The sequence below is a fragment of the Leucobacter chironomi DSM 19883 genome, from assembly GCF_000421845.1.
Lineage (GTDB): Bacteria > Actinomycetota > Actinomycetes > Actinomycetales > Microbacteriaceae > Leucobacter > Leucobacter chironomi.
This window is the reverse complement of the sequence record NZ_ATXU01000002.1, coordinates 246,921-272,071: the sequence shown is the minus strand read 5'-3', so window position 1 is coordinate 272,071 and position 25,151 is coordinate 246,921. Positions and strand designations below refer to the sequence as shown.

Annotated in this window: 19 protein-coding genes; 11 read left to right on the top strand and 8 right to left on the bottom strand. The window is 69.9% G+C overall.

Translation table 11 applies throughout. From position 1 onward, the window contains the following. Positions 1-64 precede the first annotated feature (64 nt). From H629_RS0103120 to H629_RS0103085, 8 genes are all read right to left on the bottom strand, one after another. The gene (locus H629_RS0103120; protein ID WP_024355900.1) at positions 65-568 is read right to left on the bottom strand and encodes a hypothetical protein; all 504 of its coding nucleotides are present in this window, start codon (positions 566-568) and stop codon (positions 65-67) included. A gap of 11 nt (positions 569-579) precedes the next feature. Further along, positions 580-867, bottom strand: coding sequence for a hypothetical protein (locus H629_RS0103115; protein WP_024355899.1), 288 nt, complete (start codon positions 865-867; stop codon positions 580-582). Positions 868-869: 2 nt separating this feature from the next. Continuing rightward, positions 870-3,458 carry a valine--tRNA ligase gene (gene valS / locus H629_RS0103110; protein ID WP_024355898.1) on the bottom strand — a complete coding sequence of 863 codons (2,589 nt, stop codon included), beginning with the start codon at positions 3,456-3,458 and terminating at the stop codon, positions 870-872. A gap of 167 nt (positions 3,459-3,625) precedes the next feature. Then, positions 3,626-4,099: a GyrI-like domain-containing protein gene (locus tag H629_RS0103105; protein ID WP_024355897.1), complete on the bottom strand. Its 474-nt coding sequence runs from the start codon at positions 4,097-4,099 to the stop codon at positions 3,626-3,628. Positions 4,100-4,365: 266 nt separating this feature from the next. Beyond that, positions 4,366-4,884, bottom strand: coding sequence for a hypothetical protein (locus tag H629_RS15535; protein ID WP_024355896.1), 519 nt, complete (start codon positions 4,882-4,884; stop codon positions 4,366-4,368). A 222-nt stretch (positions 4,885-5,106) separates the two neighbouring features. After that, complete coding sequence (locus H629_RS0103095) at positions 5,107-6,006, bottom strand: glycine betaine ABC transporter substrate-binding protein (protein WP_024355895.1); 900 nt, start codon at positions 6,004-6,006, stop codon at positions 5,107-5,109. A 77-nt stretch (positions 6,007-6,083) separates the two neighbouring features. Further along, positions 6,084-6,998, bottom strand: coding sequence for an ABC transporter permease (locus H629_RS0103090; protein ID WP_024355894.1), 915 nt, complete (start codon positions 6,996-6,998; stop codon positions 6,084-6,086). Further along, positions 6,998-8,335: a quaternary amine ABC transporter ATP-binding protein gene (locus tag H629_RS0103085; RefSeq protein ID WP_024355893.1), complete on the bottom strand. Its 1,338-nt coding sequence runs from the start codon at positions 8,333-8,335 to the stop codon at positions 6,998-7,000. Before H629_RS0103085 ends, H629_RS0103090 begins: the two co-directional genes overlap by 1 nt. Before the next feature lie 531 nt (positions 8,336-8,866). On the opposite strand from H629_RS0103085, the gene H629_RS15530 reads away from it, so the two are divergent. The 11 genes from H629_RS15530 (at position 8,867) to H629_RS0103025 (ending at position 25,115) form a co-directional block, all read left to right on the top strand. After that, a complete protein-coding gene (locus H629_RS15530; RefSeq protein ID WP_205618679.1) occupies positions 8,867-10,762 on the top strand; it encodes a discoidin domain-containing protein in 1,896 nt (631 codons plus the stop codon). Between the two features lie 893 nt (positions 10,763-11,655). Continuing rightward, positions 11,656-12,336, top strand: coding sequence for a class C sortase (locus tag H629_RS13890; protein ID WP_051137783.1), 681 nt, complete (start codon positions 11,656-11,658; stop codon positions 12,334-12,336). Between the two features lie 185 nt (positions 12,337-12,521). Then, positions 12,522-13,667 (top strand): hypothetical protein, encoded by a 1,146-nt coding sequence (locus H629_RS0103065; RefSeq protein WP_024355890.1) that lies wholly within the window; start codon positions 12,522-12,524, stop codon positions 13,665-13,667. Positions 13,668-13,822: 155 nt separating this feature from the next. Beyond that, positions 13,823-14,788, top strand: coding sequence for a coiled-coil domain-containing protein (locus H629_RS0103060; protein ID WP_152485627.1), 966 nt, complete (start codon positions 13,823-13,825; stop codon positions 14,786-14,788). 347 nt (positions 14,789-15,135) lie between these two features. After that, positions 15,136-18,561 carry an isoleucine--tRNA ligase gene (gene ileS / locus H629_RS0103055; RefSeq protein WP_024355888.1) on the top strand — a complete coding sequence of 1,142 codons (3,426 nt, stop codon included), beginning with the start codon at positions 15,136-15,138 and terminating at the stop codon, positions 18,559-18,561. Between the two features lie 5 nt (positions 18,562-18,566). Continuing rightward, positions 18,567-19,913, top strand: coding sequence for a bifunctional folylpolyglutamate synthase/dihydrofolate synthase (locus tag H629_RS0103050; protein WP_029746521.1), 1,347 nt, complete (start codon positions 18,567-18,569; stop codon positions 19,911-19,913). Further along, positions 19,910-20,416 (top strand): DUF4233 domain-containing protein, encoded by a 507-nt coding sequence (locus H629_RS0103045; RefSeq protein ID WP_024355886.1) that lies wholly within the window; start codon positions 19,910-19,912, stop codon positions 20,414-20,416. The genes H629_RS0103050 and H629_RS0103045 overlap by 4 nt, the downstream gene beginning before the upstream one ends. A gap of 84 nt (positions 20,417-20,500) precedes the next feature. Further along, on the top strand, positions 20,501-20,917 hold the full coding sequence (ndk, locus tag H629_RS0103040; RefSeq protein ID WP_024355885.1) for a nucleoside-diphosphate kinase: 417 nt from the start codon (positions 20,501-20,503) through the stop codon (positions 20,915-20,917). Between the two features lie 10 nt (positions 20,918-20,927). Further along, positions 20,928-22,133 carry a winged helix-turn-helix domain-containing protein gene (locus H629_RS0103035; protein WP_024355884.1) on the top strand — a complete coding sequence of 402 codons (1,206 nt, stop codon included), beginning with the start codon at positions 20,928-20,930 and terminating at the stop codon, positions 22,131-22,133. Positions 22,134-22,205: 72 nt separating this feature from the next. Then, a complete protein-coding gene (gene uvrB / locus H629_RS0103030) occupies positions 22,206-24,296 on the top strand; it encodes an excinuclease ABC subunit UvrB (protein ID WP_024355883.1) in 2,091 nt (696 codons plus the stop codon). Between the two features lie 63 nt (positions 24,297-24,359). After that, positions 24,360-25,115, top strand: a complete 756-nt coding sequence (locus H629_RS0103025) for a helix-turn-helix transcriptional regulator (protein ID WP_024355882.1) — start codon at positions 24,360-24,362, stop codon at positions 25,113-25,115. Positions 25,116-25,151: the final 36 nt, after the last annotated feature.

Sequence of the window (25,151 nt, the reverse complement as noted above, 5' to 3'; positions counted from 1 at the left end):
CTCGGCAGGGTCTCGCTCGGCCGGCAGCGACGCAGAGCGGTACAGAGCAGCGGCGCTCCGAGCGCTACTGCTCGGTGAGGTCGTAGCTGAGCAGCACCGAGCCGTCGTCCTGGACCAGCATCAGGGCGAACGCTTCGAGGCTCGCGCTTCGCAGCATGGCCGAGGCATCCGCCGAGGCGGGGTCGCCCTGCTGGTCGGCGGCCTCGAAGCCGCCGGCCGAGATGATCGCCGACCACTGCGTCGACGCCTGCGCGGCGTCCTTCGCGCGCAGCACCACGAACCACACGCCCGCGCCGCGCTCGCCGGCGTCGTCGATGACGGCGTCCTTCGGCAGCGGGAAGCGATCCGAGGGGAAGCCCGCAGGCAGCTCCGCCTGCTTCTGCAGCGCCTCCTCGGGAACCTGGGCGCGCTGACCCGGATCTTCGGTCTCCTCGCCGTTCGCGATCTGCTCCTTCGACTTCGCTCCGGCGATCTCGTCGGGCTCGGGGGCGCAGGAGGCGAGCGAGACCGCGAGCAGGCCGGCGATCCCGGCGGCGAGCAGTGCGCGGGGGCGAAGGGGAGTGGTCATGTCGTCGCCTTTCACAGCAGCCAGTCGTCGTCGTCCTCTGCGGCGGCCGGGGAGCCGCCCGCACCGTGCCCCGAGAGCGACGCGGTCGAACCGTCGATCACCGCAACGCCTCCGGCCGCGTCGAGCGTCACGATCACGGCGTCTTCAAGCGCGCAGCGCGGCCGCCCCTCGAGCCAGGTGAGCGTCCAGGAGGAGGCACCCGGGTGCACGGCCTCCTGCGCCGCGATGGCCGGGTGCAGCAGCGGGGGCACGCTGCGATGGGGCGGATCGCCCGCCCGCCAGCGCACCCCCAGCTGCATGATCAGGCCTCGGCCGCTTCGAGTTCGATCTGAGCGACGGTCACGGCGTCGACCTCGGCGACCTCGATGCGCAGCTCGGCGATGCGGCCCACTGCAGCGAGGTCGTCGGCTGCGAGAGCGAGTCGGTCGCGCACGTCAACCGGGGCGTGCACCACGGCGAGGGCGACCGGCGTGCGCTGCGAGGCCTTGGCGGAGGTCTTCGCGCCGCGCACGCCCACGAGGGCGCCGCCCACGAGGCCCAGCAGTTCGGCGTCGGCATCGCAGCCCGCGAGGTCGACCACCTCGGAGGTGACGGGCCAGGCCGCGCGGTGCACGGAGCCCTCGCCGAACCACGACCAGACCTCCTCGGCCGCGTAGGGCAGGAACGGTGCGAGCAGGCGCACGAAGGCCGAGAGGGCCGTGCGCAGGGCGGTCACGGCCGAGGCCTGCGCCTGCCCCTCGCCGTTGTGGGCGCGCTCCTTGACGAGCTCGAGGTAGTCGTCGCAGAACGTCCAAAAGAACGACTCGGTGAGTTCGAGCGCGCGGGCGTGATCGTACGACTCGAAGGCGCGCGTGGCCCCCTCGATCACGCGGGCGAGGCCCGCGAGCATCGAGCGGTCGAGCGCTTCGGTGACCGATCCCGCGCCGGAGGCGTCGAAGGAGAGCGTGAACTTCGCCGCGTTCAGCAGCTTGATGGCGAGGCGGCGGCCGATCTTGATCTGCGTCGGGTTCTGCGGATCGAAGGCGGCGTCGGTGCCGAGCTTCGCGGAGGCCGCCCAGTAGCGCACCGCGTCTGAGCCGTGCTGCTCGAGCATCCCGGCCGGGGTCACCACGTTGCCCTTCGACTTCGACATCTTCTTACGGTCAGGATCGAGGATCCAGCCCGAGATGCCGGCGTTCTGCCACGGCAGCTGCCCGGCCTCGAGCTCGGAGCGCAGCAGCGTCGAGAAGAGCCAGGTACGGATGATGTCCTGGCCCTGGGGGCGCAGGCTGAACGGGTACACGAGATCGAAGAGCTCGGGATCCCGCTCCCAGCCGCCGGCGAGCTGGGGCGTGAGCGAGGAGGTCGCCCACGTGTCCATCACGTCGACCTCGCCCAGGAAGCCGCCCGGCACTCCGCGCTGCTCCTCGGTGTAGCCCGCGGGCAGGTCGCTCGACGGGTCGACGGGGAGCTGCTCTGCGGCCGGCAGGATCGGCTCGTCGAACACCGGGTTGCCCTCGGCGTCGAGCGGGTACCAGACCGGGATCGGTACCCCGAAGAAGCGCTGGCGCGAGATGAGCCAGTCTCCCGAGAGGCCCTCGACCCAGTTCTCGTAGCGCACCCGCATGAAGTCGGGGTGCCAGGCGAGTTCGCGGCCGTGCGCCAGCAGGCGATCCCGCAGCTGCTCGTCGCGGGCACCGTTCTTGATGTACCACTGCCGGGTCGAGACGATCTCGAGCGGCTTGTCGCCCTTCTCGAAGAACTTGACCGGGTGGTTGATCTTGCGGATCTCACCGACGAGCTCGCCCGAGGCCTGCAGGGCCTCGACGACGGCGGCCTTCGCGCTGAACACGGTCTTCCCGGCGATCTGCGCGTAGGCCTCGCGACCCCGCTCGCTCGTGATCGCCTCGGGGGCCTCCGAGATCACGCGGCCGTCGAAGCCGAGGATTGCGCGGTTCGGCAGATCGAGCTCGCGCCACCACACCACGTCGGTCACGTCGCCGAAGGTGCAGATCATCGCGATGCCGGTGCCCTTGTCCTGCTGCGCGAGGTGGTGCGCGACGATCGGCACCTCGACCTCGAAGAGCGGCGTGCGCACGGTCGAGCCGAAGAGGGGCTTGAATCGCTCGTCGTCGGGGTGCGCCACGAGCGCGACGCACGCGGCGAGCAGCTCGGGGCGCGTCGTGTCGATGAGGATGTCGCCGCCGCCGTCGGTGCGGTGGAAGGCGAGCGTGTGGTACGCGCTGGGCTGATCCCGATCCTCGAGCTCGGCCTGGGCCACCGCGGTGCGGAAGGTCACGTCCCACAGCGTGGGAGCCTGTGCCTGGTACGCCTCCCCGCGCTCGACGTTGCGGATGAATGCGAGCTGCGACGCCCGCAGCGACTCGGCGCCGATGGTGCGGTAGGTCTGGGTCCAGTCGACCGAGAGACCGAGCGTGCGCCAGAGATCCTCGAACTGCTTCTCGTCTTCGACGGTGAGCTTCTCGCACAGCTCGATGAAGTTGCGGCGCGAGATGGGCTGCTGATCCGCCGCTTTGACGCTCTTGCCGTCACCGCCCTCGTGCGGGGGCACGAAGCCCTCGACGTAGGGGAGCGACGGGTCGCAGCGCACCCCGTAGTAGTTCTGCACGCGGCGCTCGGTGGGCAGGCCGTTGTCGTCCCAGCCCATCGGGTAGAAGACGCGCTTGCCCTGCATGCGCTGATAGCGGGCGATGGTGTCGGTGTGGGTGTAGGAGAACACGTGGCCGACATGCAGCGAACCCGAAGCGGTGGGCGGGGGAGTGTCGATGCTGTAGACCTCGGCTCGCTCGGCCCCGTCGCGGTCGAAACGGTAGGTGCCCGTCTCCTCCCATACCGGGCCCCACTTGGCTTCGAGGCCTTCGAGTTTCGGCTTGTCGGGGATCGCGCTCATGCAGGGGCTCCGTCTTCGCTATGGGCGGCACCGCGTCAGTGCGCCGCCCGAAGGGACGGCTCTGGTGCCTGAATGGTCAACCCGGCCAGTCTATCGGAGCGTGTCGGGCGCGGATCGCCGGACGCGCGGCTGGGCCGCGCGTGCGGCGCCGCCCAGCGGCTGGGCGCTCAGTCCTGCAGCCCGGCCGCGATCAGCGTCTCGTTCTGGGCGGGATCGCCGCCCGGCTCGGGCTCCGTGAGGTACTGCTCCCAGGAGAGTCCCGTCGGCGTGAGCCCCTGCTCGGCGATCCACGCGAAGAGGTGCTCGTAGGCCGCGGCGAGCAGGCCGTAGTCGCCGCGCACGAGCAGAGTCGCCGCGCGGCCGGCGGGAATCGTCTCGGCCGAGACCATCCCGTCGCCCGCGAACGGCGCCGCCACTGGCACCGCGACCGACAGGTCGAGTTCGGCGCCGGGCTGCCCGTGCATCACGCCCATGGGAGCCGCGGCGGGGGCGATGCCCGCCCGCCCGAGCGCGCCGAAGATCTCCGGGTACGCCCGGTCGTAGAGCCCGGGGATGGCGTCGAAGGCGACCGTCTCGCGTACGACCGCGAGATGCTGCTCGGGGCGTTCGACGATCTCGGGAACGGGGAACTGCTCGGTCACGGTGGGCTCCTCTGCTCGGCGTGCTCGACGGTGCTCGGCGACCCCTCGCCGCACGTTGCTGCGTCACGCCCGATCCTACGCACCCATCGGCCGCCGCGCGAGGGGTCGGCGCCGAGCCGTGTTGCGGCGCCCATCTTTGCTTCGAGGCCCGCTCGTGCGAGTTCTGGCACCGGCCCGAGTCTCGGATCTCGCACGTGTTTCGGATACGATCGCCGGTGCCGCTCCGAAACACGGGTGAGCCCCGAAACACGGGCAGCATCGGCAGTCTAGGCTGCGGGGCGAGCTGCGGCCGCGCCTCGGCTCGCAGCGCGTCGGCTCGCCGCACCTCGGTCGGCCACGCTGAGGCGATCCCGGAGTTCGGCTGCCAGCGCGTGCAGCGCAGTGTTGCAGGCGGCGAGTTCGTCGTGCAGGCGCTCGCGGATCAGCGGATCGTGCGGTGCCGCCTCGACGTCGAGCGTGGAGGCGGGCGGTGCGAGCGCGCGCGGCACGACCGCGCCGCGGGAGATCTCGCTGCGCTGCTCGTCCGCGATCGCATGCAGGAACTCGGAGAGCGCGAGCCTGTTGAGGGGCGCCCACCGTCTGGCGGTGGATCGGGCGATCACCCGGTCGAGCACGAGCACGGTGAGCAGGAAGGTGACGAGGCCCGCGGCGAGCCCGGCGACGATCACCAGCTCCTGCCACAGGCCGGTGGCGACGTCGATCCAGATGATCGCCCCGATCACCACTGCGGCGCCGATCATGCCGGCCACCTGCTTCGCGCGTCTTCGCGCCGTTTCCGTGTCCATCGCGCCTCCCACGCTCTCGTCGTGCGAACCACCCGGGTTGGTTGCTGGCCACCATAGCCGGTTTTCGGCGGGGCTGGGCGAACCGTCGACGCAGCGAACCGTCGACGCAGCGAACCGTCGACGCAGCGACGGGGAGCCCCGTGCTGCGGCCTCGCCGAAGCAGCAGCACGGGGCTCCCCGTCGATCAGAGGGGCGCGGTGCCCGCACCCCTCAGCGGATCGCTCAGGCGATGAGGCCGGGGAAGGCGTCGGGGTGCTCGGCGAGCCACGCCTCCACGGCGCCCTCGGGGTCGCCCTGGTACTCGTCGCCGGTCACGAGCGCTTCGAGCGCACCATAGGCGGCGTCGTCGAGCTGAATGCCCTTGATGAGCTCTGCCGCCTCGGGGTACTGCGCCGAGAAGCCGTCGGTCGCCAGGAAGTGCAGCGCTTCGGGCTCGCCCATCGCGCCCTTCGGGTCCTCGAGATCCTTCACGGGGAACGCGTCGTTCGCCCAGAACGGACGCCACAGGGTGACCACGACGTCTTCCTTCTTGTCGATCTTCTCCTGCAGCGTCGCGAGCATGGTCGCGGTCGACGAGGTCACGAGCGAGTAGTCGTCGAGGCCGTACTCCGGCATCATGACGGTCTCGGTCTGCTCGGTGAGGCCCGCGCTCGGCTCGATGCCGATGATCTCGCCGTCGAAGCGGTCGGCCTGGCCGACGAGATCCTCGATGGAGTTCACGTCATCCATGTACTCGGGCACCGCGATGGTGAGCACCGCATTGTCGTAGTAGGCGCCGAGGTCTTCGAGGCGGTCGCCGTACTGCTCCATGTAGGTGGCGTGCGTCTTCTCGGACCAGGCCGAGGGGTACACGTCGATGTCGCCGCCCGCGAGGCCGGTGTAGAGCACGGCGGCCTCGGTGAGCTCCTCCATCTCGACGTCGTAGCCGAGCTTCTCGAGCTGATTCTCGAGCAGGTAGGCGGTGCTGAGGCCGTCGGTCCAGCTGGGCAGGAAGCCGAGGGTGATGGTGCCCTTGTCGCCGCCGTCGCCGTTGGCGGATCCGCCGTCGCTGGAGCAGCCGACGAGGGCGAGGCTGGCCGCCGCTCCGAGGGCGAGGATTCCGGTGAGCTTGCGCTTGATCATCGTGTTTCCTTTCTCTCCGCGCCCGGTGGCGCGGAACGGGGCTTGCCGCCCCGACTGTTCATTCGTGGTCTTGCAGGTCACTGGGCCGCGGCCGGCACGGGCGCGGGGGAGGGCGTGCGCTCGTTGCGCTGCTTGCGCAGCACGCCGAGCAGCGACGACTTGTACTCGGCGGGGTTGCCGAGCGCGGCGGTCACTCGGTCGAGGAAGACGGCGAGGATCACGACGCTCAGGCCGGCCTCGACGCCCTTCGCGATGTTGAGGGTGGACAGCGCCGCCACGACCTCCTTGCCGAGTCCGTTCGCACCGGCCATGCCCGCGACCACGGCCATCGACAGCGCGAGCATGATCACCTGGTTGATGCCGGCCATGATAGTGGGAGTGGCGAGCGGCAGCTGGATGCCGCGCAGGATCTTGCCGGGGGTCGCGCCGAAGGCCTGACCGGCCTCGACGGTCTCGGAGTCGACCCCGCGGATGCCGAGTTCGGTGAAGCGCACGCCCGGGGGCAGCGAGAACAGCAGCGTCGCGAAGACGCCGGGCACGAAGCCGACGCTGAAGAACACCACGGCGGGGATCAGATACACCAGCGACGGCATGGTCTGCATGAAGTCGAGCACGGGGCGGATCACCGCACTGAATCTGTCGTTCCGAGCGGCGAGGATGCCGAGCGGCACCGCGATGATCACGGCGATCACGGCGGCCACCAGCACGAGCGCGAGCGTGAGCATGGCGTTCTCCCACTGATCCATCGCGACGATCAGCAGCATCGTCACGGCCGTGCCGACGGCCAGCTGCCAGGAGCGCACGAGCCAGCCGATCAGCGCGAAGACGAGGATCAGCGCGGCGAACGGGATCGCGACGAGCGTGTCCGCGAGCCCTTCGACGAGCCAACCCACCACGAGCGTGATGAAGTCGAGCAGCCAGGTGAAGGTGCTCTTGAACCAGTCGAGCGCATCGGCGACCCAGTCGCCCAGGGGAATGCGGAACCCCTCCATCAGCGCACCTCCCCGCTCGCGGTCGCGGCGCCGGCGATCGCGCTCTCCTCGAGTGTTTGCGTGATCATGGCGGCGGGCACCTCCGGGGTGGGTTCGATGACGGGGATCTCGGTGGTGGTGGCGGGCAGATCCGCGAGGGCTGCGAGCAGCGTGACGCGGGGCACGACGCCGATGAGCCGGCCCTGCGCATCGGTGACGGCGACGGGCAGCGGGCTCTCGACCGCGAGCTCGAAGAGGTCGGCGATGAGCTGGTCGCGCTGCACGATCGACGGCGTGGGGCGCAGCCGCTCGGTCAGGTCGGTGCTGCCCTCGCGCACCTGGCGCAGCACGTCCTTGTCCCGCACCACGCCGAGCAGGCGGCGTGCGGAGTCGGTGACGAAGCAGGCCGAGGTCTGCAGGTCGCGCATCGTCTTCAGCGCGGTGCGGGGGCCGGCCGAGGCGAAGACGACGGCGTGCGGCGGCTCCATGACGTCGCCGGCGGTGAGCACGCGGGCCCGATCCACGTCCTGCACGAACTGGGCGACGTAGTCGTTCGCGGGGTCGGTAAGGATGTCGTTGGGCGTGCCGACCTGCACGATGCGGCCGTCGCGCATCACCGCGATGCGGTCGCCCAGGAACATCGCCTCGTTGAGATCGTGGGTGATGAACACGATCGTCTTCCCGAGTTCCTGCTGCAGCTCGATGAGCTGCTCCTGCATTTCGCGCCGGATCAGGGGGTCGAGCGCCGAGAACGCCTCGTCCATGAGCAAGATGTCGGTGTCGGCGGTGAGTGCCCTGGCGATGCCGACGCGCTGCTGCATGCCGCCGGAGAGTTCGCCGGGGAGGCTGCGCTCCCAGCCGGCGAGCCCGACCCGGTCGAGCCAGCCGCGGGCCCGCTCCTGGCGTTCGGCCACGGGAACGCCCTGCAGTTCGAGGCCGTAGGCGACGTTGTCGAGCACGGTCCGGTGGGGGAGCAGCGCGAAGTGCTGGAACACCATCGACATGTGGTCTCGGCGCAGTTCGCGCAGCTCGGCCGCGGTGCGGCCGACGACCTCTCGGCCGTTGACCTTGATCGAACCGTCGCTGGTGGGGTTGAGGCCGTTGAGCATGCGGATCAGCGTGGACTTACCGGATCCCGAGAGGCCCATCACCACGAAGATCTCGCCCCGGCTCACGGTGAAGCTCGCGTCGATCACCGCGGCGGTGCCGTGCGAGCGCACCTCGTCGCGGGACGCACCTCGTTTGAGCTGCTTCACCGCTTCTTTCGGGCGTCGCCCGAACACCTTGGTGGCGTGCTCCACTTCGATGGCGAGCGCATCGTCGCGCGCCCGGTCGGACTGTTCAGTTGTACTGTTCACTTCTCAACTCCTCTGGCGCGGGAGGATGCGGATCGCGGGCGCTCCGAAGCGCGGCCCGTGTCGGGCGCCGGAAAACGGCAGCCCAGATCCACGGCCTCCCAACAGGCCGGATATCGTATTGCGGAGTGTTCATCGGCCACCTACCGTCGCGCCCGCCTCCGGCTCGCTGTAGCTCAGCGATTTCGTTCCGAGGGGCGCGACGAGCGACATCAGATGTGCACTCGACGCTGCCTCGACGCTAACAACGTCGAGAGGTAACATGCAAGGCGAGCGGTGCGCTCAGACCACCGAAACCGGCGGCGTACCTTGCCCCGATCAGGCTTTTCACACATTCGTCATCGTTACGCGGACGTTACACTCGACGCCTGGCGGGGGCCTATCGAAGCGTCAACAGCGCAACGGCTCGCCATGCAGTGGGCGGTGCCGGTACAGTTGAGTCGGTATTCGTCTATCTTTCAGCGATGAGGTTTCCGTGCTCCCTCTCTCGATATCGCACGCAGCAGCTGCGATGACGCCGAGGTGCGCATCAGCATGAGCGATCATCGGATGGAGCGGATCGGCCGCGGCGCGACGGACGGCGCGTGGAAGACGGATGCCTTCTCGGTGGGCTTCAGCCACGACGACCTCGCCGAACTGGAGCGCCTGCAGCGACGCCGACGAACAGTGCTCGTCTGCAGCGCGGCAGCTGCGGCCCTCGTGCTCGGCGGGGCCGTCGTGGTCCTGCTGCCGCAGACCATCGACACGTTCAGCGCACTGTCCGTGACGGGCCCCCAGGGGCCTGCGGGCGAGCGCGGGGAGCGGGGCGAAGCCGGAGAGGTCGGTCGCCCGGGGAAGCCCGGCGCGACCGGAGCCGTCGGCGCCACCGGTGCGACGGGAGCGAGCGGCGCCACAGGGGCCGACGGGTCGCGCGGCGCGACCGGAACGACCGGAGCCACCGGGGCGCAGGGAGCCACCGGGGCGCAGGGCGCGGCGGGGGTGTCGACCCCGCCGGCGCTGCTCGGAGAAGGATCCGGGCTGCGGATCGACGCCGGCGGCCTGGGCCTCATGATCTGCCCTGCCGGGCACACGCTCGTCGCCACGGCCGAAGGTGGCTGGGAGTGCTCCGGCAGTGCGGCCGACGAGGCCGACCTCCCCCTCACGACCGAGAGCTGCGGGGCCGACATGTCGCAGGGTCTGACCCTGGTCGACGGTGCGCTCTCCTGCAGCGCGCCCCCGGCCGACGCCTCCGGAACCCCCCTGCCCGTCTCGGACTCCACGCCGGACGAGGCGACACCCGCGGAGGAGCCTTCCGTGGAGCCGCGTGTCGGTCAGAGCGCAGTCGCCGCCGCGCAGCCCCGCTCGCCCCTCGCACAGCTCTCGCTCAGCCCCGAGATCGGCGGGGTGCTCGGCATTGCGGTGCCGAGCTGCGAGTCGGGCGAGCGCATCCGGTGGACCGGGGCCGCCTACGAATGCGGGATCTCGCCGGAGATCCCGGCCGAGGTCTGCCCAGCGCCGGGCGAGGTCCGCTACCTCGACGAGCGCGCCCTCCGCTTCACCGACGCTCAGGGGCGCGGCTGGCTGCGTCTCAACGGCCAGGAGCTGGTGCGCGGCGACTTCGCGGAGGTACCCGACGCGCTCTTCGCAGAGGCCACACCCGTGGTGATGCCCGCCATGGATGCCGAGGTGGTGGGCGGGTTCCGGGTCACGTCGTCGACTGCGTCGGGCACCGCGAGTCCCGAGGCCGCCCCCGCGTTCTCGGTCTTCGGCCGTGCGGGTGAACTGGGGATCGATCCCGCCTCGTTGCCGGCGTGGCAGACGGGTACTCCGCCCCTCGGGGAGTGGCTCGCGGTCTCGCTGCCCGAGCAGCGCACGGTGACGCACTACGTGCTGCGGGCGTCAGGCGATCCCGCATCGGCCCCCGCCGAATTCAGGCTCGAGGGCTCGAACGACGGTGCAGCGTGGACGGCCCTCGACACGCGATCCGGATTGACTTGGGCGCCGTTCGAGGAGAAGACCTTCGAGGTGATCTCGCCGGAGCAGTTCGGCCAGTATCGTCTCGTGATGAGTCGCGCAGCCGCGGGAGCGACGGCGGCCGCGGTGCTCGAGCTGCGGCTACTGCACGCGAGCGACCACCACCGCAATCTGATGGCGATGCCGCCTGTCGACGGCCTGCAGCCCTACACCCGCAGCGAGTCGGCCTGCACGAGCGGCGAGCAGGCGACCACCCGCTCCGACAACCGCGGCCAGATCCTCCCGTGGGATGGCACCGCAACGGCCTGGGCCGATCCATCGGTGCTGCGCTTCGACCACGCCACGGGCCTCTTCGCGAAGGCGCTGCAGGTGGAGACGCTGCGCGACTCCGAGGGCCGGATCGGCGAGGAGGGCGAGGTTCTCACCGTGATCGACGGCAAGATCCGGTGGATGCCACTCGCTCAACTGCGCGAGTGAGCTGAACAGCCTTCGAAGGCGCCCCGATCCGCTGCAGAGATCCGCTGCAGAGATCAGCTGCAGAGATCAGCTGCCGCTTCGAAAGACGCGGCGCAGACCCAGGGGAATGCGAAAGAGAGCACCCGGAATTACCCCTGCGGGTGAATCTCGAACGCATGGCGGGTGAAAAACGCTCCGGATGAGGTGATATTCACCATCTGAATGCTTAGATATGGACTCCGCATAGCTAACCTTGAACGTCGAACAGCAATTCGTACTGGTTGTTGCCCGGAAGCGGCGCGGCGACGAAGACGCTGCTGTACAGATCCAACCAGGGGAGAGCTCAGCTATGGGGGCTGGAAATGGGAGTGCTGTGCGCATACGCGCCGGGCACCGTTTCCGCTGCGCGATCCGCACCGCCCTCGCGTGGCGAGCACCTCGACCGCTGACTTCACGGACCGAACCAGATGCGCCAGGCCGGCGCCCTCCCGGTCCTCGGTGGGGCAGGCATGGCCGCGATCGGTATCGGGGGAGCGATCCTCATCGCCGGCGGCGCGCTCTTCGCAATCTTCGGCCGCCGCAAGCACGACACCGCAGAAGCATGAGACTGCGGGTCTCCCGTTCGACAGCAGGGCCGGAGACCCGCAGCACGGCCGCGCAGACGATCAGCGATCGCAAACGATACACAGTGTTAGTGCATCGCAAGCACTCAACACAAAATCGGCAGACGTATAAGATGAACACCATCGATTCCACCCGCTGTTCCACCAGAGAGCGACGCAGGAGAGCATGACCGCAACCGCAGCAGCGGAGCCCAGAGCTCCGCCGTCGCCGATCCCGTTCCGGGAGCGGCTCCGCGGCGACCCCGCGCGGGGCTGTCGCTCTCCCCGGGGCGCCGCGTCATCGTCGCCGCGATGGTCTGGCTGGGTGTGCTCGTGCTGCTGTACCCCTCGGCTGCGCAGTGGTTCGAGCAGCGGGACCAGGCCATCGCCACCCGGGAGCTCTCCAGCACCGTCGAGAAGGCCGGTCCCACCCAGCGACACCAGCTACTCGAGGCCGCGCGCGCTTACAATCAGCGCTTCGCCACGGGCTCCGGTCTGCCGGGAGACGACTACCGCACAACGCTGCTGCTGCCGGATACCGACGTCATCGCGCGGCTCCGAGTGCCGTCTATCGACCTCGACCAGCCGATCCGGCACACGCTCGCCGAGAGCGTGCTCGTTCGCGGCGTCGGACACTCCGAGAACTCGTCGCTCCCGGTCGGGGGCGACGGCACGCACGCCGTGCTCGGCGCGCACCGAGGGGTTGCGGAGTCGGTGGGTTTCACCCACCTGCCCGAGGTCGTGAAGGGCGATCTGATCCACATCGAGGTCATGGACGAGGTCCTCACCTACCGTGTGATCACCACCGAAGTGCTCGAGCCCGAGCAGGCTGCGATGCACCCGGTCTATCCGGATCGCGATGTCGTCTCGCTCATCACCTGCACTCCGTTCGGCGTGAACTCCCACCGCTTCGTGGTGACCGCGGAACGCCTGGAACCGCCGCCCGTGCACCAGAGCTCGGGGCAGCCGTCGGCCCTCCCCAGGTTCCCCTGATGGGCGGTCGGCGCCGGTGCCGCCACGCTGGCTCTGCTGGCCGTCATCGTGCACGCCCACCGAGAAGCGAAGCGCGAGAAACTCGCGGCATTCGAAGCGAAACTCGCCCGCCTGCGAGCGAGCACTGGCGATTCTTCCGCCGCCGCTCCAGACGATGCCGCCCGCTCCGGATCGGAGGCCGCTCGATGACCACGCCACCCCCGCGCGCCGCGCAGTCCGCACCGGACGAGCCGGCCCGGCACCCCGGCGAGCCCGCCTCGGCGGAACGCGTGCCGTGGGACGCCTCGACCGCGCTCGACGAGGCCATGGCGCGCCTGCGCAGCGTGCTCGCCGAGAGCAAGAGCGCTCTCGCAGAAGCCGCCGACCCGACCCCCGCGGGTGAGCCCGAGCCGCCTCGCACGCCCAGCGCCGGCCCGGCTCGACCCGCTCCGAGCGTCGACTCACCGACGCCTCGCACCGTGCCGGGGACCGCGAGCGCGACCTCGCCGGGGCTTCACACGGGCAGCCACGCCCGTATCGAGCCGACGACACCGCGGCCGAGAGCCGCGTCGCCCCGTCGCCCGAGCGCGAGCCACTCCGCACGACCCGCCGCCTCCACCACACTCCCGGCCATCGAGCCCGACCCGCTGCCCACCCCGTCTGCCGCGGCCGACATCGACTCCGTCAGCTTCGATGAGCCCGTCGCGCACGCCGGCGCGGTTGCACCGAGACCCCTCGCGGAACCGCCACCGAGGCGCGAACCGAAGCCGGAGCGCGAGCCGCGACCGCGGCGCACCTCGAAACGCAGCGCTGCCGTGCCCGCCCCGAAGCCGCAGCGGAAGCCCGCAGCGGACACGCGTGCGCGGATCCGCCTCGCCGATCGCCTCGGCTCTCTGGGCGAGCTGTGGCGGATCCGCCGGGCGCGCATCGTGGCGCTCGCGCTGGGCGGCGCGCTGATCCTCGCAGCCGTCGCCGCGCCGGTGGTGACGCAGTTCGCCACTCGCTCCGGCGCCGGCGATGCGACGGAGGCGGGCGCCGCGGAGGGTCTGTCGGGTGAGGATCTGCTCGCCGAGGTCGGCACCCTGATGGTGCTGCCCGAGGAGACTCCGACGATCGCCACCGTCGAAGATCCGGCGACTCTGAGCACCGAGCCGTTCTTCGCGCGAGCCGAGACCGGCGACCGCGTTCTCATCTTTCCGGAGAGCCGCCTCGCAGTTCTCTACCGGGAATCGCAGCACATCATCGTCAACGCCGGTGCACTGAGTATCGCATTGGATCCTGCTGCGTCTGACCAAGCTCCCTTAGAGGAAGCGGTCGAGCCTACTGCTGAAGAAGTTCCGCAGGCTGAATAGCTCAACCGAGCGCTCAGCACCGACACCCCTGTTCACGCAGACTGAAAGAGCACAGCATATCGCTACACGAATATGACATCCCCCGCGAAGTGCGCGGGTACTCTCGCCACGCTGTCGATCGACTCCTCCGCAACTTCGAGTCGAAAGTGCAGCAGATGCAGAGCGAGCGCGACGGCATCGCCGATCGTCTGCTCGATCTCGAGGCGCAGCTCGACATTGCGAAGAAGCAGCTGTCGAAGGCTCAGCAGAGCAAGCCGAACTTCTCGGGCCTCGGCTCGAAGTTCGAGGAGGTGCTGCGCATCGCCGAGTCGCAGGCCGAGAAGATGATCACCGACGCGCACGCCGAGTCCGAGCAGATCGCCTCGGAGGCCGCGGCCGAGGCGCAGCGCCGCACCCGCGAGAGCGAGTCGCGCGCGAACCAGCTGATCGGCGATGCCACGGCGCGCGCCGAGGAGATCCGCCTCTCCAGTGAGACCCACGCCGCTGAGATGTCGAGCCTCGCCAACAAGCGCCTCACAGAAGCCGGCGAGAACCTGGCTTCGGCGAAACGCGAGGTGTCCCGCCTGCAGGCCGAGGCCGAGAGCGAGATCGTGCAGATGCGCACCGCCGCGAAGCAGCAGATCGACGAGCAGCGCACCGAGATCAACCGCATGCGTCTGGAGACCGAGCACGCCGTGCTCGCCGCCGAGCGCTCGATCGCCCACCGTCAGGAGGAGGCGGAGGCCGAGTACGCGCAGCGTCACGAGGCCGCGCTGAGCGAGGCGCAGGCCGTGCTCGACGAGTCGAACGCGAAGGCTGCGGAGATCAACCGACGCGCCTACGAGGTCTCCCAGGAGAGCGAGTCGCTGCACACGCGCGTGCAGCAGTACGTGGAGCAGCAGCGCCGCGACGCGCTCGAGAAGGCCCACAATCTGGTCGAGGCGGCGAGGCTGCAGGCCGAGGCCGTCACGCGCGAGTCGGAGGAGTTCTCGGAGCGTCTCTTCGGCCGGGCGCTCACCCGCCTGGAGCAGATGCGCGGCGAGATGGACTACGTGCAGGAGTTCGTCAACCGCCGGAAGGCCGCCCGCACCACCGACGCGGTCATCGCGGAGCTCGAAGAGCAACTGCGTCACCACGCATGAGCGCCGGCACGGCGATCCCGCTTATGATCGGGCGGAGTCACCGTGCGGTAGACTGGTGCTCATCGACTGCGATCCGGCCATCACCGGTGAGTCTTCGGAAGAACGGTGTGCGATTTCCGGATCGCGCACTCACTAGACCCGAACGGGTACGGCCCGTCACAGCCGAATCAAGAGGCCCGCGTGCTCCCGAGCGCGCCGGGCAAGCGGGGTGGTACCGCGGGTGAGGGGTCCAGCATCCCCGAGCTCGTCCCGGCACTGACACACCGCCGATCCGACACCGAGACCCAGCAATGTCAGTGGTCTCAGTCAGACTGGCGGCAGACAGACCGAGAAGCCAGGAGCGAGCAATGCCGTACCCCCAGCAGTCGACCGGAACCAGCCCTTCCGGCGCTTCGTCGCCCGCTGACGCGCAGGCGGTCCCCGCCGGCGTGAGCCCGTCACCGCGGCTCCCCGAGATCGAGCAGCAGGTGCTCGAGTTCTGGAAGCGCGACGACACCTTCCGCGAGTCGATTCGCCGCCGCGAGGGCCACGAGGAGTGGGTCTTCAACGACGGCCCTCCCTTCGCGAACGGCCTGCCCCACTACGGCCACCTCCTCACCGGCTACGCCAAGGACGTGTTCCCGCGTTTCCAGACCATGCGCGGCAAGAAGGTCGAGCGACGCTTCGGCTGGGACACCCACGGCCTCCCCGCCGAGCTCGAGGCGATGAAGCAGCTGGGCATCACCGAGAAGGCCGAGATCGAACAGATGGGCGTGGCCGCCTTCAACGAGGAGGCCCGTGAGTCGGTGCTGCAGTACACCCGCGAGTGGCAGGAGTACGTCACCCGCCAGGCCCGCTGGGTCGACTTCGAGAACGACTACAAGACGCTCAACCTCGACTACATGGAGAGCGTCATCTGGGCGTTCAAGCAGCTCTACGATCGGGGCCTCGCCTACGAGGGCTCGCGCATCCTGCCCTACTGCTGGCGCGACGAGACCCCGCTGTCGAACCACGAGCTGCGCATGGACGACGACGTCTACCAGATGCGACAGGACCCCTCGGTGACCGTCACCTTCCCCCTCACGGGAGAGCGCGCCGCTGAGCTGGGCCTGCAGGGCGTGCGCGCCCTGGCCTGGACGACCACGCCCTGGACCCTGCCCACCAACCTCGCGCTCGCGGTCGGCCCGGAGATCGCCTACGCGGTCGTGCCTGCGGGCCCGGCCGGCGCCGCCGACGGGGGAGCCCCCGGCGAGGCCCGATACCTGCTCGCCGGCGAGCTGGTCGGCAACCACGCGAAGGATCTCGGCTACGAGTCGGCCGACGCCGCACGCGAGGCCGCCGTGCGCACGCTGCCGGGCGCCGAACTGGCCGGCGTGCGCTACGAGCGGGTCTTCGACTACTACGCCGACGCCGAGGAGTGGGGCACCGAGAACGCCTGGCAGATCCTCGTCGACGACTACGTCTCGACGGGCGACGGCACGGGCATCGTGCACCAGGCCTCCGCCTACGGCGAAGACGATATGCGCATCACCGCCGCCGCCGGCATCCCCGTCATCGTGAGCGTCGACGACGGCGGCCGCTTCCTGAAGGCCGTCTCCGATGTGGCGGGCCAGCTCTGGATGGACGCCAACCGTCCGCTGATCCGGCTGATGCGCGAGCGCGGCCGCCTGCTGCGCGAGGCGAGCTACGAGCACTCTTACCCGCACTGCTGGCGCTGCCGCAACCCGCTCATCTACAAGGCCGTCTCGAGCTGGTTCGTGCGCGTCACCGATCTCAAGCAGCGCATGATCGAGACGAATGAGCAGATCACGTGGGTACCCGAGAACGTGAAGCACGGCCAGTTCGGCAAGTGGCTCGAGGGTGCGCGCGACTGGTCGATCAGCCGCAACCGCTTCTGGGGCAGCCCGATCCCGGTCTGGAAGAGCGACGACCCGGAGTACCCCCGCGTCGACGTGTACGGCTCGATCGCCGAGCTCGAGCGCGACTTCGGCGAGCTGCCGCGCGGCGCCTCCGGCGAGGTGGATCTGCATCGTCCCTACATCGACTCGCTGACGCGGCCGAACCCCGACGACCCCACGGGCAAGTCGACGATGCGCCGCATCGAGGACGTCCTCGACGTCTGGTTCGACTCCGCCTCCATGCCGTTCGCCCAGGTGCACTACCCCTTCGAGAACCAGGAGTGGTTCGACACGCACCAGCCCGCCGACTTCATCGTCGAGTACATCGGGCAGACCCGCGGCTGGTTCTACGTGCAGCACGTGCTCGCCACGGCGCTCTTCGACCGCCCGGCGTTCAAGAACGTGGTCAGCCACGGCATCGTGCTCGGCAGCGACGGCAACAAGATGTCGAAGAGCCTGCGCAACTACCCCGACGTGAACGAGGTGTTCGACCGCGACGGCTCGGATGCCATGCGCTGGTTCCTCATGGCGTCGCCCGTGGTGCGCGGCGGCAACCTCATCGTCACCGAGGAGGGCATCCGCGAGGGCGTGCGCCAGTTCATCCTGCCGCTCTGGAGCACCTGGTACTTCTTCAGCCTCTACGCCAACGCCGACGGCGCGACGGGGGAGTGGCGCACCGATTCGAGCGACCCCCTCGACCGCTACATCCTCGCGAAGACCGGGCGGCTCGTGCGCGACGTCGAGGCCCACCTCGAAGGGCTCGACACCACTTCGGCCGCCGAGGCGCTGCGAGCCTACGCCGAGGTGCTCACCAACTGGTACGTGCGTCGCTCGCGAGACCGCTTCTGGGAGGGCGTACACGGCGAGAACGGCAAGCCCGATAACCAGCAGGCATTCGACACCCTGTACACGGTACTCGAGACCGTGGCGCGGGTGGCCGCCCCGCTCGCCCCGCTCGTCACGGAGGAGCTGTGGCGGGGCCTCGGCTACACCGACGGCGCGAGCAACGGCCGCTCGGTGCACCTGGAGGACTGGCCCGCCGCCGACGCGTTCCCCGTCGACGACGAGCTCGTCGCGGCCATGGACGAGGTGCGCCTCATCACCTCTCAGGCGCTCGCGCTGCGCAAGGCCCGCCGTCTGCGCGTGCGACTGCCGCTCGCCGAACTCACAGTCGTCACGGCCCGCCCGCAGGCCCTGGAGCCCTTCGCAGGCATCCTGCGCGACGAGCTCAACGTCAAGGCCGTGCGTCTCGTGCAGCAGACCGAGACGAGCGCCGAAGAACACGGCATCGTGCAGACCCTCGCGGTCAACGCGCGGGCCGCGGGCCCGCGGCTCGGCAAGCAGGTGCAGCAGGCCATCAAGGCCGCGAAGTCGGGCGACTGGTCCGAGGAGGCCGGCGTGGTGGTGGCCGGCGGCATCGCGCTGGAGCCCCACGAGTACGAGCTGACGCTGAGCGCCGGCGCCGGTGATGCGGCGGGCTCCGACGGCGGCCCCGCGCTCTCGCTGATCCCCGGCGGCGGCTTCATCCTGCTCTCGACCGAGACCACCGCTGAGCTCGAGGCCGAGGGCATCGCGCGCGACGCGATCCGCGCCGTACAGGAGGCTCGCAAGAACGCCGGCCTCGACGTGAGCGACCGCATCGTGCTCGCCCTGAACGCGACGCCCGACCACGCGAACGCCCTCGAAGCGCACGCCGAGCTCATCGCAGCGGAGACGCTGGCGGTCGGGTTCGCCGCCAGCGCCCTGCCCTCTGACGAGTTCGCCGAGCTGCTGACCGCGCTGCCCGAGACCGGCCCCGGGGTGTTCATCTCTCGTGCCGACGCGCTCGGCACGGGCAAGGATCCGCTCGTCATCACGATCGATGTCACCGAGCACTGGAAGCAGGACGCAGAGTGAACCCGATGAACGCCGACGCCGCCGCGCGCGTCTACGAAGAACTGCTCACCCGCGTCGGCGAGGCGAGCCCTCGCCCGCGCATCGAACCGGTGCGCCGGCTCGCCGAGCTCGCGGGCAGCCCGCAGCTGTCGTACCCGGTGATCCAGATCGCCGGCACCAACGGCAAGACCTCCACGAGCCGCGCCATCGAGTCGCTGCTGCGCGCGCACGGTCTGCGCACCGGCCTCTTCACGAGCCCGCACCTCGTCGATTTCACGGAGCGCTTCCAGATCGACGGCGCCCCGATCGACGGCACCGTTCTCGCCTCGGCTTGGGACGAGCTGCGGCTGCCGCTCGACGTGGTCGACGCCGAACTCGCCGCCGACGGCCAGGGTCCGATCACCTTTTTCGAAGCGCTCGCAGTGCTGGCCTACGCTGCCTTCGCCGACGCCCCCGTCGAGGTGGCTGTCATCGAGGTCGGCATGGGCGGGGAGTGGGACGCGACCAACATCGCCGACGCCCGTGTCGCCGTCTTTACGCCCATCGATCTCGATCACACGGCGATCCTCGGCCCCGACATCGAGACCATCGCGCGCACCAAGGCCGGCATCGTGAAGCGGGGCACCGCCGTCGTGTCGGCCGAGCAGGCGCCCGAGGCGCTGGCCGAGCTCGAAGACGCCGCCGAACGAGCCGGCGCGCCCCTCATCGTGCAGGGGCGCGACTTCCGTCTCATCGAAGATCGGGTCGCCGTGGGCGGCCGCCAGATCCAGTTCGTCGGCATCACCGGCCGCCCCTACGATCCGGCCTTCGTGCCGCTGTTCGGCCGGCACCAGGCCGAGAACGTCACGCTCGCCGTCACGGCCGTCGAGGTGTTCTTCGGCGCGGAGCGCCCCGTTCCCGAGGAGGTGCTCGACGAGGGCCTCGGCCAGCTCACCTCCCCCGGCCGTCTGCAGCTCATCGGCACCGACCCGGCGGTCTACGTTGACGCAGCGCACAATCCGCACGGCGCCGAGGCGCTCGCGCGGGCCGTCGCCGAGTCGTTCAACTTCGAGGAGCTGGCCCTCGTTGCGGGCGTGCTCGAAGAGAAGGATGCCTTCGGGCTGCTGCGCGCGCTCGCGCCGATCGCGCACCGTGTCACCGTCACCCCCGTCGAGTCGCCGCGCTCGCTCGACGCCTCGGCGCTGCGCGAGGTCGCAGAGGAGGCGATCCCGGATACGCCGATCGAGATCGCGGACGGCTTGCCCGAAGCGCTCGACGAAGCCCGCGCCTGGGCCGGCCGCGCCGAGGGGCGCGGTGTGCTCGTCGTCGGCTCGGTGCTGCTCGCGGGCGAGGCGATCGCGCACGCCCGCGCCGAGGGCTGGGGCATCGCATGACCGACAAGCGCACCGGCCCCGCCGACGGCGTGAACAGCGGATCGGAGAACCCGGTGAACCCGGAATCCCCCGAGGAGCTGCAACTCTCGCCCTCGGAGACAATGGCCCACAACTCGGCGATGCGCGTGGCGGGTGCGCGCCGCGGCGGCCAGTCCACTCAGAAGGCGCTCGCCTCGATCGTGCTCGGCTTCGAACTCATCGTCGTCGTCCTGATCGGCCTTTCGCTTTTCGGTCTCAGCACCTTGGAGCCTCGCGAGCTCGGCCTCGTCATCGGCGGCGGCCTCGGGCTGCTCATCATCGTGGCGCTGGGTCTCATGCGCACGGGCCGGGTGGGGATCATCCTCGGCTGGGTGGTGCACGCCCTCATGCTCGCGACCGCGATCCTGTTGCCCATGGCTCTGCTGGTGGGGCTGGTGTTCACGGCGCTCTGGGTCTACTGCATGGTGAAGGGCGCCCAGATCGACCGCGACCGTGCGGCCTGGATCGCCGCGCAGGGCGGGTGACGGCGTCTCGCCGGGTCTGCGGCCTCGATAGAATCTGTGGCGGGGTGACACGCACCCCGCCGACCCTGTACCGAAGGAGCGTGCATGTCCGCTGAAGAGACCCTCATCCTGGTGAAGCCCGACGGCGTGGCCCGCGGCCTCACCGGAGAGATCCTGCGCCGCATCGAGGCGAAGGGGTACACCATCGCCGATCTGCGCATGGTGCACGCGGATCGCGAGCTGCTGGCCGCCCACTACGCCGAGCATGAGGGCAAGCCCTTCTACGAGCCGCTCATCGAGTTCATGGGCTCGGGCCCCGTGGTAGCGGTTCGCGCCCAGGGCGAGCGTGTGATCGAGGGCTTCCGTTCACTGGCGGGCGCCACCGATCCGACCGCCGCCGCCCCTGGCACGATCCGCGGCGATCTCGGCCGCGACTGGGGTCTGAAGGTGCAGCAGAACCTCGTGCACGGCAGCGATTCCACGCTGTCCGCCGAGCGCGAGCTCGGGCTCTGGTTCGCCTGATTCCACGCTCGTGGATTCCCTGAGCGCCGCCGAGGCGCGACGCGTCGGGCTCGCGGCCCAGGGGTTCTCGAACGCGCCGCGGCTACGTCGGCGGCGCCCGTTCGACGCCGCGCTCGACGCACTGCACGTGCTGCAGATCGATTCGGTGAACGTGTTCGCCCGCAGCCACTACCTGCCCGTGTTCTCCCGCCACGGCGGTTACGACGCGGCGGCGCTCGACCGTCATCTGTGGCGCGACGGCGAGTTCACGGAGTACTGGGCGCACGAGGCGGCGTTCATTCCGGTGCGCGATCGGGCGCTGTTCGGGTGGCGCATGGGCGAGTTCCGCGACCGCTACCGCCGCGATGGTCGCGCCGAGGCGCTGGCGCCGACGATCGATCAGGTGCGGTCGGCGCTCGCCTCGGACGGCCCGCAGTTCGTGCGCGAGCTGGAGGACGGTCCGCGCAGTGGTCGCGGGCCGTGGTGGGACTGGAGCGACACGAAGCTCGCAGTGGAGATGCTGTTCGCCTGGGGCGAGGTGGCTGCTGCGGGCCGTGAGGGGTTCCAGCGGCGCTACGCGCTCGCCGAGCAGGTGCTGCCCGCCGAGGCGCTGCAACCGGTGGGCCGGGAGGAGGCGCAGCGCGCGCTCGTAGAGCAGGCGGCCCGCTCTCTCGGGGTCGCGACGCTCGCGGATCTCGCCGACTATCACCGGCTGAAGCCTGCCGATGCGCGTGCGGCGGTGCAGGGCTTGGAGGAGCAGGGGGCCCTGATCCCGGTGGCCGTCTCCGGGTGGCTTCGGGGCGACGGTTCACCCGAGACGGCCTGGCTGCACCGGGATGCCCGTGTGCCTGCGCGGCTCGCCCCTGACGCGCTGCTGACCCCGTTCGACCCGGTGGTGTGGTTCAGGCCGCGGGCCGAGCGCGTGTTCGATTTCCACTACCGCATCGAGATCTACACGCCGAAGGAGAAGCGGCGCTACGGCTACTACTGCCTGCCGCTGATGGTGGGCGGCCGGCTCGCCGGCCGCATCGATCTGAAGGCGGATCGGCCCCGGAAGCCGGGGGAGCGCGGCGCGCTGCTGGTGCAGGCCGCGTGGATGGAGGATCGGGCGCCTGCGCGTACTGCGGAGACCGCGGTGTCGCTGCTGGCGAACGCGGCGCGCTGGCAGGGACTCGACGCGGTGCGGGTGACCGGCGTGGGCAATCTGCCGCTGCCCGCGAGCTTCGACGCGGCCTGAGGCGCCAGGTCCGGCATCCGCCTCCCGCGAACCGACGCGAGAATGTCAGTGGTGCCGAGTACCCTCGGAATCATGGAACCCACGCGCAGCGTTCGCCCCTTCGAAGTGGTCAGCGAGTACGAGCCCAGCGGCGATCAGCCGGCGGCCATCGAAGAGCTGGCCGGGCGCATCAACGCGGGCGAGACCGACATCGTGCTGCTCGGCGCCACCGGCACCGGCAAGTCCGCCACGACCGCCTGGCTCATCGAGCAGGTGCAGCGCCCCACTCTCATCCTGGCCCACAACAAGACCCTCGCGGCGCAGCTGGCGAACGAGTTCAAAGAGCTCATGCCCCACAACGCCGTCGAATATTTCGTGAGCTACTACGACTACTACCAGCCCGAGGCCTACGTGCCGCAGACCGACACCTTCATCGAGAAAGACTCCTCGATCAACTCCGAGGTCGAGCGCCTGCGCCACTCCACCACCAACGCGCTGCTCTCCCGCCGCGACGTAGTGGTCGTCTCCACCGTCTCGTGCATCTACGGCCTCGGCAAGCCGGAAGAGTACTACGAGGCGATGGTGCCGCTCGTGGTGGGCGACACGCTCGATCGCGATGTGCTGCTGCGGCGCTTCGTCGATATGCAGTATCAACGCAACGACATCGAGTTCGTGCGCGGCAACTTCCGGGTGCGCGGCGACACCGTCGAAATTATCCCCATGTACGAGGAGCTGGCGATCCGCATCGAGTTCTTCGGCGACGAGATCGAGGCGCTCTACTATCTCCACCCGGTCACCGGCGACGTGATCAAGCAGGTCGAGACGGTATCCGTCTTCCCCGGCTCGCACTACGTCGCGAGCCGCAATGTGATGAACCGCGCCATGGACACGATCGCCGAGGAGCTCGACGGTCGCACCCGCGAGCTCAAGCAGCAGAACAAGCTGGTCGAAGAGCAGCGCCTGCGCATGCGCACCACCTTCGACCTCGAGATGATGGAGCAGATCGGCTTCTGCTCGGGCATCGAGAACTACTCGCGCCACATCGACGGCCGCCAGCCGGGGGAGGCCCCGCACTGCCTGCTCGACTACTTCCCCGACGACTTCCTCGTGGTGATCGACGAGTCGCACGTGACCGTGCCGCAGATCGGTGCCATGTTCGAGGGCGACGCATCCCGCAAGCGCACGCTCGTGGACCACGGTTTCCGTCTGCCGAGCGCGCTCGACAACCGGCCGCTGAAGTTCGACGAGTTCAAGGAGCGCGTCGGCCAGACCGTGTACCTTTCGGCCACCCCCGGCCGCTACGAGATGGATCGCGCCGACGGCGTCGTCGAGCAGATCATCCGTCCCACCGGTCTCATCGACCCGGAGATCGTGGTCAAGCCCTCCCAGGGCCAGATCGACGACCTCCTCGAAGAGGTGCGAGTGCGCGCCGAGCGCGACGAGCGCGTGCTCGTCACCACCCTCACGAAGAAGATGGCCGAGCAGCTCACCACCTTCATGGAGGAGGCCGGCATCCGGGTGCGCTACCTGCACTCCGATGTCGACACGCTGCGCCGCGTCGAACTGCTCACCGAGCTGCGCGCGGGCGTCTACGACGTACTGGTCGGCATCAACCTGTTGCGCGAGGGCCTCGACCTCCCCGAGGTTTCGCTCGTGGCGATCCTCGACGCCGACAAGGAGGGCTTCCTGCGCTCCTCCACCTCGCTCATCCAGACGATCGGCCGCGCCGCCCGAAACGTGTCGGGCCAGGTGCACATGTACGCCGACACCGTCACCCGCTCCATGCGCGAGGCGATCGACGAGACCAACCGCCGGCGTGAGATCCAGCAAGCCTACAACGCCGAACGCGGCATCGACCCGCAGCCGCTGCGCAAGAAGATCGGCGACATCACCGAGATGCTCGCGCGCGAGGCCGCCGACACCGAGGATGTGCTCTCGCGCACGGGCGCCCACGCTCAGCGCAAGGGCGGCTCCGCGCAGCGCGCGAAGGGCAAGGCCGCGTCGCGCGCCGGCGCGATCGGCGCCGAGGGAGCGGCGAAGCTCGAAGAGCTCATCTCCGACCTCACGGATCAGATGCTCGTCGCCGCAGAAGAGCTCAAGTTCGAGCTCGCGGCGCGTCTGCGCGACGAGGTCGCCGAGCTCAAGCGCGAGCTGCGCAGCATGGACGCGGCGGGGCACCTGTAGGAACACCCCACCCCCAAGCCCGTCTCGCCCGCCCATCGAGCCCAGCCCCGGATCGGAGCCGCCGTGTATCGCGAAGTCGCCATCCCCGGCCTCGGCGTCCTGTGGATGGCCAGCCCGAGCGAGCACGCGACCATCATTCCGGCAGACGGCTGCGCGGATCTCATCCTGCGCGATGACGAACTGATCCTGGCCGGCCCGTCGACACGGTGGCTCGTCGCGCAGGGGAGCCGCCAGGGTCCGACAGTGGGGCTGCGGTTCACGCCCGGTTTCGCGGGCGTCTTGCTCGACGCCGAGGCCGCCGAGGTGCGGGATCGCATCCTTCCCGCCCGGGATCTGCTCTCGGCCTCGCTCTCCGGTCGCGGGGAGCGAGCGCTGCGCGCGCCGATCCGGGCTCGAAACCTGCACGAGGCAGCCGGCGCGGTGGCGGGCGCCCTCGACCTCGACCCGGATATCGCTGATCTGCGGTGGACAGCGATCGTCAGCGCAGCCGCATCGCGCGGTGAGCCGCTTCCTCGGCTCGCTGCGCGACTCGGCTACTCGGAGCGTCAGCTGCGGCGACGCATGCAGCAGTCGTTCGGTTACGGCTATGCCGCTCTGCGCGGCGTGCTGCGTGCGGAACGCGCCCGCGGCATGCTCGTGGGCGGCGCGCTTCCCGCGGAGGTCGCTCAGCGCGCGGGCTACGCCGACCAGTCGCACATGACCCGAGATTTCGCACGCATCATCGGCAGTACTCCCGCACGTCTCACCGCGACCTCGACGCCGGCGCCGCCCACCGCGACCTCCGCCTCAGCAGCCCCGAGAGTGACGGTACCGGCTTAGGTCGCGTGCGGTCAGGCGGGTGCGGCACGGTTCGGA

Excerpts from the sequence above, each read along its gene's own strand:
- H629_RS0103120 (WP_024355900.1), bottom strand. The coding sequence starts at position 568 with ATGACCACTCCCCTTCGCCCCCGCGCACTGCTCGCCGCCGGGATCGCC.
- H629_RS0103115 (WP_024355899.1), bottom strand. The coding sequence starts at position 867 with ATGCAGCTGGGGGTGCGCTGGCGGGCGGGCGATCCGCCCCATCGCAGC.
- valS (WP_024355898.1), bottom strand. The coding sequence starts at position 3,458 with ATGAGCGCGATCCCCGACAAGCCGAAACTCGAAGGCCTCGAAGCCAAG.
- H629_RS15535 (WP_024355896.1), bottom strand. The coding sequence starts at position 4,884 with ATGGACACGGAAACGGCGCGAAGACGCGCGAAGCAGGTGGCCGGCATG.
- H629_RS0103095 (WP_024355895.1), bottom strand. The coding sequence starts at position 6,006 with ATGATCAAGCGCAAGCTCACCGGAATCCTCGCCCTCGGAGCGGCGGCC.
- H629_RS0103090 (WP_024355894.1), bottom strand. The coding sequence starts at position 6,998 with ATGGAGGGGTTCCGCATTCCCCTGGGCGACTGGGTCGCCGATGCGCTC.
- H629_RS15530 (WP_205618679.1), top strand. The coding sequence starts at position 8,867 with ATGAGCGATCATCGGATGGAGCGGATCGGCCGCGGCGCGACGGACGGC.
- H629_RS13890 (WP_051137783.1), top strand. The coding sequence starts at position 11,656 with ATGGTCTGGCTGGGTGTGCTCGTGCTGCTGTACCCCTCGGCTGCGCAG.
- H629_RS0103065 (WP_024355890.1), top strand. The coding sequence starts at position 12,522 with ATGACCACGCCACCCCCGCGCGCCGCGCAGTCCGCACCGGACGAGCCG.
- H629_RS0103060 (WP_152485627.1), top strand. The coding sequence starts at position 13,823 with ATGCAGAGCGAGCGCGACGGCATCGCCGATCGTCTGCTCGATCTCGAG.
- ileS (WP_024355888.1), top strand. The coding sequence starts at position 15,136 with ATGCCGTACCCCCAGCAGTCGACCGGAACCAGCCCTTCCGGCGCTTCG.
- H629_RS0103050 (WP_029746521.1), top strand. The coding sequence starts at position 18,567 with ATGAACGCCGACGCCGCCGCGCGCGTCTACGAAGAACTGCTCACCCGC.
- H629_RS0103045 (WP_024355886.1), top strand. The coding sequence starts at position 19,910 with ATGACCGACAAGCGCACCGGCCCCGCCGACGGCGTGAACAGCGGATCG.
- ndk (WP_024355885.1), top strand. The coding sequence starts at position 20,501 with ATGTCCGCTGAAGAGACCCTCATCCTGGTGAAGCCCGACGGCGTGGCC.
- uvrB (WP_024355883.1), top strand. The coding sequence starts at position 22,206 with ATGGAACCCACGCGCAGCGTTCGCCCCTTCGAAGTGGTCAGCGAGTAC.